Annotated in this window: 13 protein-coding genes; all 13 read left to right on the top strand. The window is 68.1% G+C overall.

The genetic code is table 11. The features are described from left to right. Positions 1 to 358 precede the first annotated feature (358 nt). The 13 genes from ACFPJ1_RS24670 to ACFPJ1_RS24730 all read left to right on the top strand — a co-directional run bounded on the left by ACFPJ1_RS24670 (position 359) and on the right by ACFPJ1_RS24730 (position 15,039). Complete coding sequence (locus ACFPJ1_RS24670) at positions 359 to 1,153, top strand: NAD-dependent protein deacetylase (protein WP_380107386.1); 795 nt, start codon at positions 359 to 361, stop codon at positions 1,151 to 1,153. A gap of 202 nt (positions 1,154 to 1,355) precedes the next feature. After that, positions 1,356 to 2,318 (top strand): bifunctional riboflavin kinase/FAD synthetase, encoded by a 963-nt coding sequence (locus tag ACFPJ1_RS24675; protein ID WP_380107388.1) that lies wholly within the window; start codon positions 1,356 to 1,358, stop codon positions 2,316 to 2,318. A gap of 159 nt (positions 2,319 to 2,477) precedes the next feature. Further along, positions 2,478 to 2,750 (top strand): 30S ribosomal protein S15, encoded by a 273-nt coding sequence (gene rpsO / locus ACFPJ1_RS24680; RefSeq protein ID WP_012920573.1) that lies wholly within the window; start codon positions 2,478 to 2,480, stop codon positions 2,748 to 2,750. Between the two features lie 286 nt (positions 2,751 to 3,036). Beyond that, on the top strand, positions 3,037 to 5,271 hold the full coding sequence (locus ACFPJ1_RS24685; RefSeq protein WP_380107391.1) for a polyribonucleotide nucleotidyltransferase: 2,235 nt from the start codon (positions 3,037 to 3,039) through the stop codon (positions 5,269 to 5,271). Then, positions 5,268 to 6,581: a M16 family metallopeptidase gene (locus ACFPJ1_RS24690; protein WP_380107393.1), complete on the top strand. Its 1,314-nt coding sequence runs from the start codon at positions 5,268 to 5,270 to the stop codon at positions 6,579 to 6,581. The genes ACFPJ1_RS24685 and ACFPJ1_RS24690 overlap by 4 nt, the downstream gene beginning before the upstream one ends. A gap of 78 nt (positions 6,582 to 6,659) precedes the next feature. Then, positions 6,660 to 8,063, top strand: a complete 1,404-nt coding sequence (locus ACFPJ1_RS24695; RefSeq protein ID WP_380107394.1) for an FAD-binding oxidoreductase — start codon at positions 6,660 to 6,662, stop codon at positions 8,061 to 8,063. 271 nt (positions 8,064 to 8,334) lie between these two features. Next, on the top strand, positions 8,335 to 9,936 hold the full coding sequence (locus ACFPJ1_RS24700; RefSeq protein ID WP_380107396.1) for a peptide ABC transporter substrate-binding protein: 1,602 nt from the start codon (positions 8,335 to 8,337) through the stop codon (positions 9,934 to 9,936). Further along, positions 9,933 to 10,859: an ABC transporter permease gene (locus tag ACFPJ1_RS24705; protein ID WP_380107397.1), complete on the top strand. Its 927-nt coding sequence runs from the start codon at positions 9,933 to 9,935 to the stop codon at positions 10,857 to 10,859. Before ACFPJ1_RS24700 ends, ACFPJ1_RS24705 begins: the two co-directional genes overlap by 4 nt. Then, the gene (locus tag ACFPJ1_RS24710; protein WP_380107398.1) at positions 10,852 to 11,745 is read left to right on the top strand and encodes an ABC transporter permease; all 894 of its coding nucleotides are present in this window, start codon (positions 10,852 to 10,854) and stop codon (positions 11,743 to 11,745) included. The genes ACFPJ1_RS24705 and ACFPJ1_RS24710 overlap by 8 nt, the downstream gene beginning before the upstream one ends. Continuing rightward, positions 11,742 to 12,740: an ABC transporter ATP-binding protein gene (locus tag ACFPJ1_RS24715; RefSeq protein WP_380107400.1), complete on the top strand. Its 999-nt coding sequence runs from the start codon at positions 11,742 to 11,744 to the stop codon at positions 12,738 to 12,740. The genes ACFPJ1_RS24710 and ACFPJ1_RS24715 overlap by 4 nt, the downstream gene beginning before the upstream one ends. Next, positions 12,740 to 13,744, top strand: coding sequence for an ABC transporter ATP-binding protein (locus ACFPJ1_RS24720; RefSeq protein ID WP_380107402.1), 1,005 nt, complete (start codon positions 12,740 to 12,742; stop codon positions 13,742 to 13,744). The genes ACFPJ1_RS24715 and ACFPJ1_RS24720 overlap by 1 nt, the downstream gene beginning before the upstream one ends. 91 nt (positions 13,745 to 13,835) lie before the next feature. Continuing rightward, entirely contained in the window at positions 13,836 to 14,582 is a 747-nt protein-coding gene (gene dapB / locus ACFPJ1_RS24725; RefSeq protein ID WP_380107403.1) for a 4-hydroxy-tetrahydrodipicolinate reductase, read from the top strand. Between the two features lie 16 nt (positions 14,583 to 14,598). Next, positions 14,599 to 15,039: a hypothetical protein gene (locus ACFPJ1_RS24730; RefSeq protein WP_380107405.1), complete on the top strand. Its 441-nt coding sequence runs from the start codon at positions 14,599 to 14,601 to the stop codon at positions 15,037 to 15,039. The last annotated feature ends 49 nt before the right edge of the window (positions 15,040 to 15,088 follow it).

Below are 15,088 nucleotides of genomic sequence, written 5' to 3' on the forward strand. Positions count from 1 at the left end.
ATCTTTCCAACACCACCCGACCCCAGCCAGGACCTACCCAGGCGCGTCACCCAAAAAGCAACAGGCTCTTGGACCGGTCAGGTCGTGTCCGAGGTCCCGACTTGTTGTCCGAGCCCGCACTTTGTGTCCCGGTTGAGTGCCCGGATCGCCGGAATCTGCTCGGATGGTGCACAAGGTGCCTGTTCGGGGAGTCCCGCCGCCCCTCCGGGCAGGGGCAACTCTTCGAGCTTCCGGCAGGGGAGTTCCCGGGCCCACGTACGCTTGGGGTGTGCGTTCCCGTCCCACACTTACCTGGTCTCCTGGGCCTGATGTGCTCTCGTTGGAGCCCGGTACTACGGATGTCGCTCCAATCGCGGATGTGGTTGCCGAGAGTGGAGTGGTGGTTCTCAGTGGTGCTGGGATCTCCACCGAGTCCGGGATTCCGGACTACCGAGGTGAGAGCGGCAGTCTGCGGACGCATACGCCGATGACGTACGGCGACTTCGTGGGAAGCGAGTCTGGCCGGCAGAGGTACTGGGCGCGGAGTCACCTCGGGTGGCGGACGATCGCTCGAGCTGATCCGAACGACGGGCACCGGGCGGTCGCTGCACTGCAGGCCCGCGGATTCCTCAACGGCGTCATCACCCAGAACGTCGACGGGCTGCACGGTGCGGCCGGCGCACGTGACGTGATCGAGCTGCACGGGAACCTCGACCGAGTGATCTGTCTGGACTGCGGCGAGACAACTCCACGCGAGGAGTTGGACCGCCGGCTGCGCGCGGCAAACCCGGTCTTCGAAGGCGAAGCCACCCGGATCAACCCTGACGGTGACGTCGAGCTCCACGACGACGTGGTCAAGGACTTCCAGCTGGTCGACTGCACGAACTGTGGATCCCCGCTGCTCAAACCGGACGTCGTCTTCTTCGGGGAGAACGTCCCGAAGACCCGCGTCGAACGTTGCTACCAGCTGATCGACGAGGCGAACGCCGTACTGGTGCTCGGCTCCTCCCTGACCGTGATGTCCGGCTTCCGCTTCGTCCGCTACGCCGCCAAGGCCGGCAAACCCGTCCTGATCATCAACCAGGGCCACACCCGCGGCGACCCCTACGCCGCCCACCGAGTGAATCTCCCCCTGGGCCAAGCCCTAACCACCCTCACCAACACCCTCGCCTAAAGGTGTGAGCCGCCACTCAGTCGTGGATTCGCGTTGTCGGCAACCGCTTTCCCGCCGGGCAATTCCACGACTCGGCGAATGAAGCGGTCTACTCGCGCCGGCAGGGGAGCTGCGGGGGCTGTGGTTGGGTGACCAGGTGATTACAGGGGTGATCAGCGGACCTGTTGCACCGGCCGGAGGAGGGACATGGAATCCTGCTGTCATGCGTGTCTGGCACGGTTTGGACGAGGTGGACCCGGGGTTCGGTCCGTCGGTCGTCACCATCGGCAACTTCGACGGCGTGCACCGCGGCCACCAGGAGGTGCTCGCCCACGCCAGGGCCCGGGCGGCCGAGCTGGGTGGGCTGCCGGTGGTCGCGATGACGTTCGACCCGCACCCGATGGTGGTGCTGCGCCCGGACCGGGCGCCCGCGATGCTCAGCGAACCCGATCAGCGGGCCGAGCTGCTCGGCGCGGCCGGTGCCGACGCCGTGCTGATCCTGCCGTTCACCAAGGACGTCTCGTCCTGGTCGCCGCAGGAGTTCATCGACCGCGTCCTGGTCGGGACCCTGCACGCCAAGGCGATCGTGGTGGGGGAGAACTTCCGCTTCGGCCACAAGGCCGCCGGCCACGTCGACACCCTCGTCGCGGCGGGTGCCGCGGCAGGGTTCCAGGTGGAGGGCCTGACGCTGGCGGGCGACAACCAGCCGTGGTCCTCGACGTACATCCGTGAGCTGATCGCCGCGGGCGATGTCGAACGCGCCGCGACCGCACTCGGACGCCCGCTGCGGGTCACCGGGACCGTCGTAGAAGGCGACAAGCGCGGCCGCGAGCTCGGCTACCCGACCGCCAACATCCCTGCCCTGGCAGGCGCCGCGGTCCCGCTGGACGGGGTGTACGCCGGCTGGCTGATCGTGCTGAAGCCCGCACCCGGCGCCCCGCAGTACTCCGAACCGTTGCCGGCGGCCATCAGCGTCGGCAGCAACCCCACCTTCGACGGGGTGGACCGGCGGGTGGAGTCGTACGTGCTGGATCGCGACGACCTCGAGCTGTACGGCGCGAAGATCGCGGTGGACTTCGTCACCCGGTTGCGCGGCAGCCAGATCCGCTTCGACAGCATCGACGACCTGCTGGTCCAGATGAAGGCCGACGTCGACAACGCCCGCCGGATTCTCGCCGAGGAGTAGCATTACGTCGACGACACGGGGCCGTTTCCTTACCGGGAATTAGGGTGACGCGTCCACGGACTGATACTCTTGGCGCTGCCGTCTGAACGGCCGCGGATCGAGAGTGCCCGGGTGACCCAAGCCCCGGTGCGCCGCGCAACGGAAATCGAGAGGACCTCCGTGTCATCAGCTAATCCTGAAGCGAAGAAGAAGATCATCGGTGAGTACGCCCTGACCGAGGGTGACACTGGTTCCCCCGAGGTCCAGGTGGCGCTGCTCACGCACCGGATCGCCGACCTGACGGAGCACCTCAAGGAGCACAAGCACGACCACCACAGCCGTCGTGGCCTGCTGCTGCTCGTCGGTCAGCGCCGCCGGCTGCTGAACTACCTGGCGAAGAAGGACATCAACCGCTACCGGTCCCTGATCGAGCGGCTCGGCCTTCGCCGATGACGTCGTGAGGAGCGGCCCCCGGAATCGGGTGGCCGCTTCTCGCGTATCTGCGGTCCCCGGTGGCAACCACCACCGGGCGCCGCGGGACAACTGAAGAACAACGACAACGAGACGACGCGAAACGCGTGTCGGGACTACGACCGGTCCTCGGTAGTGGCCTTCGGGGGTGCATCCAAACAATGGGCACCCGCGGGCCTCGATCGAAGACCGGCACCCCGGAGCTCGCGCCTCGCAGTCGTCTCAAGCGAGAGAGGGGTATCCCGTGTCGGGATCCACAAACGCGCCCATGGAGGGCGCAGAATTCGCTGAAGCCGTCATCGACAACGGCAGCTTCGGCACCCGCACCATCCGCTTCGAGACGGGCCGTCTGGCCCAGCAGGCCGCCGGTTCCGCCGCCGCCTACCTCGACGGCGACACGATGGTGCTCTCGGCCACCACGGCCAGCAAGAAGCCCAAGGACCAGTTCGACTTCTTCCCGCTGACGGTGGACGTCGAGGAGCGGATGTACGCCGCCGGTCGCATCCCGGGCTCGTTCTTCCGCCGGGAGGGCCGTCCTTCCGAGGAGGCCATCCTGACCTGCCGGCTGATCGACCGCCCGCTGCGGCCGTCGTTCGTGTCCGGCCTGCGCAACGAGATCCAGGTCGTCATCACGGTCCTGGCGCTGAACCCGGACAAGCTGTACGACGTGCTGGCGATCAACGCCGCGTCGATGTCCACCCAGATCGCCGGGCTGCCGTTCTCGGGCCCGATCGGCGCCACCCGCGTCGCCCTGATCGACAAGCAGTGGGTCGCCTTCCCGACGCACACCGAGCTCGAGGACGCCGTCTTCGACATGGTGGTCGCGGGTCGGGTCACCGAGTCCGGTGACGTCGCGATCATGATGGTCGAGGCCGAGTCCACCCCGGGCACCTTCGACGCCGTCGCGGCCGGCAAGCAGGCGCCGACCGAGGAGATCGTGGCCCAGGGCCTCGAAGCCTCGAAGGCCTTCATCAAGACCCTGGTCGAGGCGCAGTCCGAGCTGGCCGCCAAGTCGTCCAAGCCGACCGGCGAGTTCCCGCTCTTCCCGGACTACCAGGACGACGCGTTCGCCGCCGTCGAGGCCGCTGCCACCGAGGAGCTGTCGCAGGCCCTCACCATCGCGGGCAAGCACGACCGCGAGTCGGCCACCGACGCCGTCAAGGCCGCCGTGGTCGAGAAGCTGGCCGCCGACTTCGAGGGTCGTGAGAAGGAGCTGTCCGCAGCCTTCCGCTCGCTCACCAAGAAGCTGGTCCGCAAGCGCGTGCTGACCGACAAGGTCCGCATCGACGGCCGCGGCCTGGCCGACATCCGTCCGCTCAAGGCGCAGGTCAAGGTGCTCCCGCGGGTGCACGGCTCGGCGCTGTTCGAGCGCGGCGAGACCCAGATCCTGGGTGTCACCACGCTGAACATGCTCCGGATGGAGCAGCAGCTCGACACGCTCTCCCCGGAGACGCGCAAGCGCTACATGCACAACTACAACTTCCCGCCCTACTCGACCGGTGAGACCGGCCGGGTGGGTTCGCCGAAGCGCCGCGAGATCGGTCACGGCGCGCTGGCCGAGCGGGCCCTGGTGCCGGTGCTGCCGTCGCGCGAGGACTTCCCGTACGCGCTGCGTCAGGTGTCCGAGGCGCTCGGCTCCAACGGCTCCACCTCGATGGGCTCGGTCTGCGCCTCGACGCTGTCGCTGCTGTCCGCCGGTGTGCCGCTGAAGGCGCCGGTCGCCGGTATCGCGATGGGCCTCATCTCCGGTGAGGTCGACGGCGAGATCGAGTACGTCGCGCTGACCGACATCCTGGGCGCGGAGGACGCGTTCGGCGACATGGACTTCAAGGTCGCCGGCACGAAGGACTTCGTCACCGCCCTGCAGCTGGACACCAAGCTGGACGGCATCCCGGCCAGCGTGCTCGGTGCGGCGCTGACCCAGGCCAAGGACGCGCGGCTGACCATCCTCGACGTGATGGCCAAGGCCATCGACGCCCCGGGTGAGATGAGCGAGTTCGCGCCGCGGGTCATCTCGGTGAAGGTCCCGGTCGACAAGATCGGCGAGGTCATCGGCCCGAAGGGCAAGATGATTAACCAGATCACCGACGAGACCGGTGCCGACATCTCCATCGAGGACGACGGCACGGTGTACATCGGTGCGACGGACGGCCCCTCGGCCGACGCGGCGCGCGCGATGATCAACGCGATCGCCAACCCGACCATGCCGGAGAAGGGCGAGCGCTACCTGGGCACGGTCGTGAAGACGACCAACTTCGGTGCGTTCATCTCGCTGCTCCCGGGCAAGGACGGTCTGCTGCACATCTCGAAGCTGCGCGGCCTGGCCGGCGGCAAGCGGGTGGAGGCCGTCGAGGACATCCTGTCCGTCGGCCAGAAGCTCCAGGTCGAGATCGCCGAGATCGACGACCGCGGCAAGCTGTCGCTGATCCCGGTGCTCGAGGAAGATGCCGACAAGAAGGCCGACGAGAAGGCCGACGACGCAGAGGTCGCTCCCGCCGAGTGACACGTGCGATCACCAGCACGCTGCTGAGCCCGGAGGCGGGCGGTCCGGTCAAACGGACCGTCCTGCCCTCCGGGCTTCGCGTGCTCTCCCAGTCCGTACCGGGCTTCCGCTCGGTCACCTTCGGCGTCTGGATCGGCGTCGGCTCGCGGGACGAGCCGGTCCAGTTGTCCGGTGCCACGCACTTCCTCGAGCACCTGCTGTTCAAGGGCACCGAGCGCCGCGACGCGCTGGAGATCTCCGCCTCGCTGGACGCGGTCGGTGGCGAGATGAACGCGTTCACCGGCAAGGAATACACCTGCTACTACGCCCGGGTGCTCGACTCCGACCTGCCACTCGCGGTCGACGTCATCTGCGACATGATCACCTCGGCCACGCTCACCGAGGAGGACGTGGAGAGCGAGCGGGACGTGATCGACGAAGAGATCGCGATGCACGCCGACGAGACGTCGGATCACATCCACGACCTCTTCGCCGAGCAGCTGTGGGGCCAGTCCCCGCTCGGCCGATCCATCACCGGTACGCCGGAGTCGGTGGCGGGCCTGACCCGTCGCCAGGTCGTCGGTTGGTACCGCCGTCGCTACCTGCCCGAGAACATCGTTGTCTCCGTCGCGGGCAACGTGGAGCACTCCGACGTGGTGAAGCTGGTCCGCAAGGCGTTCGAGCGGCACTGGGTCACCGCTGAGGCCGAGCCCGCTCCGGTACGGCGGAGCTCCGCCCGCCGCGTCCCGACGTACGCGGGAGTGCGGGTGCACCACCGGGACGTCGAGCAGGCGCACCTCGTGCTCGGCATGCCCGGGCTGGTCCGCAACGACGAGCGGCGGTACGTCGCCGGCGTGCTGCACGGCATCGTCGGGGGCGGGATGTCCTCGCGACTCTTCCAGGAGGTCCGGGAGAAGCGCGGTCTCGCGTACTCGGTCTTCACCTTCGGCTCGGCGTACGCGGACACTGGCATGGTCGGCGTCTACGCGGGTTGCCTGCCGAAGAAGGCGCCCGAGGTGCTCGAGGTGGTCCGGGCCGAGCTGGCCACGATCGCCAAGGGCACCATCACGCCCGACGAACTCCTTCGCGGCAAGGGCCAGATGCGCGGCTCCGTGGTGATGGGGCTGGAGGACGCCGGCGCCAAGATGACCCGGATCGCCAAGGCAGAACTGGTGTACGGCGAGCTCCCCACGGTCGACGAGATCCTGGCCCGGATCGACGCGGTCACCCTCGACGACGTGGCCGACCTGGCCGCCGAGCTGTACGCCGGCGAGCAGGCCCTCACGGTGATGGGCCCCTTCGACGAGGACACCCCCGCCTTCGGTCTGTGACCCCCTTGTAGCCGTCCGGCGCACCCTCGACAGCCCCGTACGACGGGGGCAAACTGGCGGCAGGGAGGGGGTCCCGCGATGAGCACAATCACTCCAGACGTGCACCTCGACTCAAAGGCACTCGACGATCTCAGGGCGGATTTCCGAGGCGAGCTCGTCGGCCCGTTTGATCCGGGGTACGACGAGCGCCGAAAGGTCTGGAACGGTTCGATCAACCGGCGTCCGGCGCTGATCGCCCGCTGCACGGGCGTCGCCGACATCCGCGCCGTGATCGGCCTGGGCCGGCGGACCGGGCTGCCGGTCGCGGTTCGCGGCGGCGGCCACAGTTTTCCCGGTCACTCGACCTGCGACGGCGGCATCGTGATCGACCTGTCGCCGCTCAAGGGCATCCGCGTCGATCCGGTCCGGCGTACGGCTCGGGCCCAGGCCGGCGTCCTGCTCGGTGAGCTCGACCGCGAGACCCAGGTCTTCGGCCTGGCGACGCCCTCCGGCATCGTCACCCACACCGGCGTCGCCGGTCTCACCCTGGGCGGCGGGATCGGCTGGCTGATGCGCAAGTACGGGCTCAGCATCGACAATCTGGAGTCGGTCGACCTGGTCACCGCGGAGGAGGAGCTGGTCACCGCGAGCGAGGACGTCAACGCGGACCTGTTCTGGGGTGTTCGCGGTGGCGGTGGCAACTTCGGGATCGTGACCGAGTTCGAGTTCCGGCTGCACCCGGTCGGGCCGATCGTGCTGGCCGGCCCGATCCTGTGGCCGATGGAATCGTCGCCCGAGCTGCTGCGCTTCTACCGGGACTGGATCACCTATGTGCCGGACGAACTCACCACCGCGGTCATCCATCGATGGGTCCCGCCGCTGCCCACGATTCCGGCCGAGTACCACGGACGCCCGGTGGTGATGGTCGTCGCGTGTTACGCCGGTCCCGTCGAGGACGGCGAGCGGGTGCTGGCACCGCTCAAGGCCTTTGGACCGCCGTTGCTGGACCTGTGCACACCGATGCCGTACCTCGCCCTCCAGTCGATGCTCGACCCGGGCTTCCCGCAGGGGCGCTGGTACTACATGCGGGCCTGTGACGTCGCCGAGCTCTCCGACGACGTGATCGACATCGCGGTGGAGCGCGGCCTGGCGATCGACTCGCCGTTGACGTCGTACCCGATCTTCCAGCTCGGCGGCGCGATCCGCGGCATCGATGCGGCCGGGACCGCGTTCGGCGACAGGTCGAGCGGGCACACCTTCAACTTCGTCGGCGCGACGCCCGGCCCGGACGGTTTCGCCGAGCAGCGCGAGTGGGTACGGCAGTCTTGGCAGGCGCTCGAACCGCACCAGTCCGGCGTGTACGTGAACTTCCTGGGCGACGAGGGCACGCCACGGATCAGGGACGCGTACGGCGCCGCGTCGTACGAGCGGCTCGAGTCCCTGAAACAGAAGTACGACCCGGGCAATCTGTTCCACCTGAACCAGAACATCCCACCCGGCTGATACCGCGACGAGTGCGCGAAACGTCACTTCCGTGCGCAAACGGTCCCAGGCGTGGATCGTCTGATGACTTGGGCCGGAAACATGGTTATCGTGTCCGAAGCCTGCCTTGTCGGCCTAGGGTGCTCTGAGGTCTCGCCAAGGTAACGCATTTGTTACTTGCGTCCAGTCTGTCCCTGACAACGTTGACATGCGCAGTTTCGACCAGCCAACATGGCGGCTACTCCGCCTACCGGCCCTCCCGCCGAGGAAGTTGGTTCTGACTGTGCGACGTATGACTGGTGTTCTGGGGGTGACACTCGGCCTCGCCCTGGTGCTCAGCAGTTGTGGTGACGGCAAGAGCAGTGGGGACAGCGCCGGGGGTGGCGCCAAGAGTGTGGTGATCGCCATCGCGGCGGACCCGCTGGAGTACATCAACCCGCTGAACGAGAACGGCAGCCCCGGCATCCAGGTCGCGCAGGCGATGTTCGCTCCGCTGGTCGCCACCGACCCGAACAGCGGCAAGACCGTCAACGTGATGGCCGAGTCCGTCACGCCGGACAAGACCAGCCAGACCTGGACGATCAAACTGAAGCCCGGCAACTCGTTCCAGAACGGCCAGCCGCTGACCGCGAAGGACTACGTGGACAGCTGGAACCTGACCGCCCAGGGCTCCACCGCCTGGAAGAACAACGGCTTCTTCTCCAAGGTCGAGGGCTACGAGGCGCTCAACCCGGAGACCCCCGACGGCGCGACCCCGAAGCCGACCGCGGTGAAGACGCTGAGCGGCCTCAAGCAGATCGACGACATGTCCTTCTCGGTCAAGCTCAAGGTGCCCTTCTCGCAGTTCGGCCTGACCCTGCAGTACCTCGGACTCGCGCCACTGCCGGAGGAGGTCCGGAAGAACCCCGACGCCTACAAGCGCAAGCCGATCGGCAACGGCGCCTACAAGCTGGACGGCACCTGGAACGCCGGTGAGGACATCAAGCTCGCCAAGTGGGACGGCTACAAGGGCCCGAACGCGCCGGACGCCGACTCCATCACCTTCCGGTACATCCCGAACGCGGACACGGCGTACAACGAGTTCCTGGCCGGCACCGTGGACTTCGTCGACGTGCCGCCGACCAAGGTGAAGACCTTCAAGACCGACGCGCCCGATGGCTGGGTGACCGCCGAGAGCTCCGGCGCCAACTACCTGACGCTCCCGGCCTGGGACGCACGCTTCAAGAACCCCAAGCTGCGGCACGCCTTCTCGATGGCGATCGACCGCAAGGCCTTCGCCGACCTGGTCGGCCTGTCCACGCCGAGCAAGGGCCTGATCGCCCCGGACATCAACGGCTACCGCGACAACGCCTGCAAGTACTGCGACTTCGACGCCGCCAAGGCCAAGCAGCTGCTCCAGGAGGCCGGCGGTTTCTCCGGTCCGGTGAACATCAACTACAACACCACCTCCGCGACCGGCCAGATCTTCGCCGAGGCGATCGGCAACATGATCCGGCAGAACCTCGGCCTCGAGGTGAAGTACACCGGCAAGCAGGGTTCGGAGATCACCCAGCTGGCCGACACCCGCAAGCTCGACGGCCTGCGCTTCAGCGGCTGGGGTCACGACTACCCCTCGATCGAGGACTACCTGACCCCGATGTTCAAGTCCACCGGTGACGCGAACTTCGCCGGCTACAACAACCCGGCGCTGGACAAGGTGCTGGCCCAGGGCGACGCCGAGCCGGACCAGGAAAAGGCGATCAAGCTGTACCAGCAGGCCGAGGACATCGCGCTCGAGGACATGCCGCTGATCCCGCTGTACGCCAAGCAGAACGCCTACCTGCACTCGGCGAAGATCGAGCCGCGGGTCTCCAAGTACACCGGTGTCCAGGCGCTCTACTCCACGTTCAAGTGACCCGGTTCGTCCTGCGCCGCGTACTGGCGGCCATCCCGATCGGCCTGATCGTCACGCTGGGGGTCTTCGCGCTCGTCTTCGCGATGCCCGGAGACCCCCTGCGGGAACTGGCCGGTGACAAGCCCATCCCAGCCGCCGTGCTGGCGGCGAAGCGGGCCCAGTTCCACCTCGACGACCCCTTCATCGTGCAGTACCTGCTCTCGATGAAGGACATCCTCACCGGCCACTTCGGCAGCACGTTCGCCGGCGCCGACATCGCCGACCAGCTGAGGCTGCGGATCCCCGTGACGCTGAAGCTGGCCACGTTGAGCCTGGCGCTGCAGTGGATCGCCGGCCTCCTGTTCGGGCTGTACGCCGGCTTCCGGCGCAACGGCGTGATCGACCGGATGCTGCTGTTGTCGACGCTCGTCGTACTGGCCGTGCCGGGTCTGGTCCTGTACTTCGCCGGGCAGTACGTGTTCGGTGTCCAGCTCAAGTGGCTGCCGGTGTCCGGTGTCGCCGACGGCTACCCGATCTCGTACCTGCTGCCGGCGGTCTGTATCGCGATCACCGGATTCGCCGGGATGGCGCGGCTGACCAGAACCTCGATCGTGGACACCGCCAACGCCGACTTCGTCAAGACGGGCCGGGCCAAGGGCCTGGGGGAGCAGCGGATCCTCTGGGGGCACGTGCTGCCGAACGCGTTGCTCCCCGTCGTCACCCTGATGGGCATCGACTTCGCCGGCATCTTCGCCGGCGCGGTCCTTGCCGAGAGCATCTTCAACCTGCCGGGGCTCGGCCAGTTCATGTTCCAGGCGATCAAGCTGAAGGAAGGTGGCGTGGTGGTGCTGCTGTCCACGCTCGCGTTCCTGATGTTCATCCTGATCAACCTGCTGGTCGACATCGTCTACGGCGCGATCGATCCGAGGGTACGCAATGTCTGAGGCGCAACAGGTCTTCGAGACCGAGACCCAGGTCCTCGAAGGCCGGACCCTGTCCAACCGCGAACTGCTGCGGGCGCTGCTGCGCAAACCGCAGTTCGTAGTCTGCGTACTCTTGGTCCTGACCTTCTTCGTGATGGCCGCGTTCCCGCGGATCTTCACCTCCGTCGATCCCCGGTTCTGCGAGCTCGGCAAGAGTCAGCACGGCCGCGAGCCCGGGCACCCGTTCGGCTTCGACATCCAGGGCTGCGACTACTTCGCCAACGTGATCTACGGCGCCCGGCCGTCCGTGCTGGTGAGTGTCGTCGCCAGTGTCGGCGGCTTCGTGGTCGCGGGCATCCTCGGCCTGCTGGCCGGGTACTTCCCGGGCGCGGTCGACACGGTGATCTCGCGGGTCGCCGACGTGCTGTTCGCCCTGCCGGGGCTGATCGCGCTGATCGTGATCCTGAACTCGGTACCGAACCGGAGCATCTGGATCATCGTCGCCGTCATCCTGCTGACCTGGTGGCCGCAAGGCATGCGGGTGATGCGGTCGACGGTCTTCTCGGTGCGCAACCGGGAGTACGTGCTGGCGGCCCGGTCCATCGGGGTGCCACCCTGGCGGATCCTGCGCAAGCACGTGTTCCCCAACGCGATGGCCCCGCTGCTGGCGATGACCACGCTCGGGGTCGGCGGCCTGGTCGGCCTGGAAGCCGTGCTGACGTTCCTCGGGGTCGGCCTGCAACCGCCGTCGATCTCGTGGGGCAGCCAGTTCGGTGTCGCCGCGTCCTACCGTGACACCCCCCACCTGTTCCTCTGGCCGGCGCTGTTCATCTCGACGATGACGATCTCGTTCATGATCATCGGCGACTCGATCCGCGACGCCCTCGACCCGAAGTTGCTGCGATGACTACCGGTGAAGTATTGCTGAAGGTGGACAACCTCAGCGTCGAGTTCGACACTCCGCACGGCTCCGTCCGCGCGGTCGACGGGGTGTCCTGGCAGGTCCGGGCCGGTGAGACGCTGGCGATCCTGGGCGAGTCCGGCTCCGGCAAGAGCGTCTCCACCCAGGCGCTGACCGGCATCCTGGAGATGCCACCCGGACGGATCGTCTCCGGCACCGCGGAGTACCGCGGTGTGGACCTGATCGCGATGCCGGTGAAGGAACGCCGCAAGATCGTCGGCGACCGGATCACGATGGTCTTCCAGGACTCGTTGTCCGCGCTCAACCCGGTCCAGTCGGTCGGCAAGCAGATCGCCGAGTGCTACCGGGTGCACCGCGGCCTGTCCAAGCAGGATGCGATGAAGCGCGCGGCCGACATGCTCGACCAGGTCCGGATCCCGGCCGCCGCCAAGCGGGTGAACGACTACCCGCACGAGTTCTCCGGCGGGATGCGGCAGCGGGTGATGCTGGCAATGGCCCTCGCGCTCGACCCCGACGTACTGATCGCGGACGAGCCGACCACCGCGCTCGACGTCACCGTGCAGGCGCAGATCCTGGAACTGATCGAGGAACTGCAGGCTGAGCGGGACATGGGCGTCGTGCTGATCACGCACGACCTCGGTGTGGTGGCCGACGTCGCCGACAACGTGGTGGTGATGTACGCCGGCCACGTGGTCGAGCGGGCCGCCACCGCGGAGGCCCTGGACTATCCCGTTCACCCTTATACGGAAGGGCTGCTGGGCTCGATGCCGTCGGCCGAGCTGAAGGGCCAGGAGCTGCCGACCATCCCCGGTACGCCGCCGTCGCTGCGGGCGATCCCGTCGGGCTGCGCGTTCCGGACCAGGTGCCCGCACGCGATCGAGGACTGCGCGGTGGAGGTGCCGAAGCTGGTGACGGTCGCCCCCGGCCGGGACGCGGCGTGCATCCGGCGTACCACGATCTCCGCGAAGGAGGCGGTGTGATGAGCGAAGAGTTGCTGGTGGCAACGGACCTGGTGAAGCACTACGACATCAGTCCGGCCTTCTCCTTCGGTACCAAGACGCTGGTCCGGGCCGTGGACGGCGTCGACCTGGTACTGCGCAAGGGCGAGTCGCTCGGCATCGTCGGCGAGTCCGGCTGTGGCAAGTCGACCCTGGTCCGGCTGCTCGCGGCACTGGAGAAGCCGACGTCCGGCGAGGTCCGGTACGGCGGGGTAGACGTGAGCAAGCTGAACGGCAAGGACCTGCGCAAGTGGCGCCGCAACGTCCAGGTCGTCTTCCAGGACCCGTACTCCAGCCTGAACCCGCGGATGCGCGTCGGCGAGATCGTCGCGGAGCCGCTGGAGGTGCACCCGGACGTCTCGAAGGGCATGGACATCCGGGCCCGGGTCCGCGAACTGCTGGAACTGGTCGGGCTCCGGGCCGAGGACGAGACGCGGTTCCCGCACCAGTTCTCCGGCGGACAGCGCCAGCGCATCGGCATCGCCCGGGCGATCGCGCTGAACCCGGACGTCCTGCTCTGCGACGAACCGGTCTCGGCGCTCGACCTGTCCGTCCAGGCGCAGGTGGTGAACCTGCTGATGCGGCTGCAGCGCGAGCTCGGCCTGAGCATCATCTTCGTCGCGCACGACCTGTCGGTGGTCCGGCACGTGTCGGACCGGGTCGCCGTGATGTATCTCGGCCGGGTGGCGGAACTCGGCGAGCACCACGAGGTGTACGACGTACCGGCGCATCCCTACACGCAGGCGTTGCTCTCGGCCGAGCCGGGTCTCGCCCGCCAGGGCCGCAGGCGCATCGTCCTGGCCGGCGACCCGCCCTCCCCGGTGAGCCCGCCGTCCGGCTGCCGCTTCCACACCCGCTGCCTCCGCGCCGAGGCCCGCTGCTCCACCGACATCCCCGAACTCCGCCAGATCCCCACCGGCCAGACCGTCTCCTGCCACTTCGCCGAAGAAGCCCAATCCACCTACACCACCCCCGCCAACGCGTGAACCCGGCGGCCGCGAACTCCCTGATCGCTGCCGCCGGGAGCGGGGGTGAGATCCTTGGCGGGACCGGTGGTGGTGACGAGGAAGGGTGCGGATGATCAAGGTTGCGGTGCTGGGCGCCAAGGGGAAGATGGGCGCTCAGACGTGCCAGGCCGTCGCGGCGGCGAGCGACCTCGAGCTGGTCGCGGCGCTCGACCAGGGCGATGAGCTGACCGGATTCATCGACGCCGGCGCCGAGGTGGTGGTCGACTTCACCCGGCCCGAGGTCGTGATGGACAACCTCGCCTGGTGCATCGAGCACGGCATCCACGCCGTGGTCGGCACCACCGGCTTCGACGAGGAGCGCTTCGCCACCCTGCGGGCGCAGCTGGACGCCAAGCCCGGCGTCGGAGTACTGATCGCCCCGAACTTCTCCATCGGCGCCGTGCTGATGATGCAGTTCGCCGCCAAGGCCGCCCGGTACTACGAGTCCGTCGAGATCATCGAGCTCCACCACCCCGACAAGGTAGATGCCCCCTCCGGTACGGCGCGTCGTACCGCCGAGCTGATCGCCGAGGCCCGGCGGGAAGCGGGCTCCGGGCCGATCCCCGACGCCACCAGCACCGGGCTCGAGGGCGCGCGCGGCGCGGACGTCGACGGGATCCGCGTGCACGGGATCCGGTTGCGCGGCCTGGTCGCGCACCAGGAAGTGCTGTTCGGAGACACCGGCGAGACCCTGACGATCCGGCACGACTCGATGCACCGCGAGTCGTTCATGGCCGGCGTGCTGCTCGGCGTCCGCCGGATCGGCGGCGCCCCCGGCCTCACCGTGGGCCTCGAGCACTTCCTCGACCTCTCCTGAGACGACGGGTTCAGGAATGACGGCCAAACGCTCCGCGGTGGTGCTCGCGGTCGTCTTCGTCGCGTACGCCGTGCTCCTCGGCTGGCGGGGAGTCCTGCTGATCGGCACGGGTGATCCGGTCGCCGTCGGGCTCGGTGTCGCCGTCCTGGTGATCCCGATCGTCGGGGCGTACCTGGTCTGGCGGGAGATCCAGTTCGGGCGGCAGACGGAGGCACTCGCACGGGAGCTCGGCGAGTCCGGCGGCCTGCCCGTCGACGATCTCCCCAGGCGGCCGTCCGGGCGGATCGACCGGGCCGCGGCGGACGCCGCCTTCACGAAGTACAAGGAGGAGGCGGAGGCCGCGCCGGACGACTGGCGGGTCTGGTTCCGCCTCTCCACGGCGTACGACGCGGCGGGTGATCGCAAGCGGGCGAGGGCCTCGATGCGAACCGCGATCGCCCAGTACACCGGGCGATAGCGCTCCGGGTCAGCCGGGAGTTTCCTGTGAGTTGGCTGGGAACCCCACC

It is taken from the genome of Kribbella qitaiheensis (assembly GCF_042657745.1).
GTDB classification, from domain to species: domain Bacteria; phylum Actinomycetota; class Actinomycetes; order Propionibacteriales; family Kribbellaceae; genus Kribbella; species Kribbella qitaiheensis.

Bases quoted from the DNA above. Each gene is read 5' to 3' on its own strand.
- ACFPJ1_RS24675 (WP_380107388.1), top strand. From the start codon at position 1,356: ATGCGTGTCTGGCACGGTTTGGACGAGGTGGACCCGGGGTTCGGTCCG.
- ACFPJ1_RS24685 (WP_380107391.1), top strand. From the start codon at position 3,037: ATGGAGGGCGCAGAATTCGCTGAAGCCGTCATCGACAACGGCAGCTTC.
- ACFPJ1_RS24695 (WP_380107394.1), top strand. From the start codon at position 6,660: ATGAGCACAATCACTCCAGACGTGCACCTCGACTCAAAGGCACTCGAC.
- ACFPJ1_RS24700 (WP_380107396.1), top strand. From the start codon at position 8,335: ATGACTGGTGTTCTGGGGGTGACACTCGGCCTCGCCCTGGTGCTCAGC.
- ACFPJ1_RS24710 (WP_380107398.1), top strand. From the start codon at position 10,852: ATGTCTGAGGCGCAACAGGTCTTCGAGACCGAGACCCAGGTCCTCGAA.
- ACFPJ1_RS24715 (WP_380107400.1), top strand. From the start codon at position 11,742: ATGACTACCGGTGAAGTATTGCTGAAGGTGGACAACCTCAGCGTCGAG.
- ACFPJ1_RS24720 (WP_380107402.1), top strand. From the start codon at position 12,740: ATGAGCGAAGAGTTGCTGGTGGCAACGGACCTGGTGAAGCACTACGAC.
- dapB (WP_380107403.1), top strand. From the start codon at position 13,836: ATGATCAAGGTTGCGGTGCTGGGCGCCAAGGGGAAGATGGGCGCTCAG.
- ACFPJ1_RS24730 (WP_380107405.1), top strand. From the start codon at position 14,599: ATGACGGCCAAACGCTCCGCGGTGGTGCTCGCGGTCGTCTTCGTCGCG.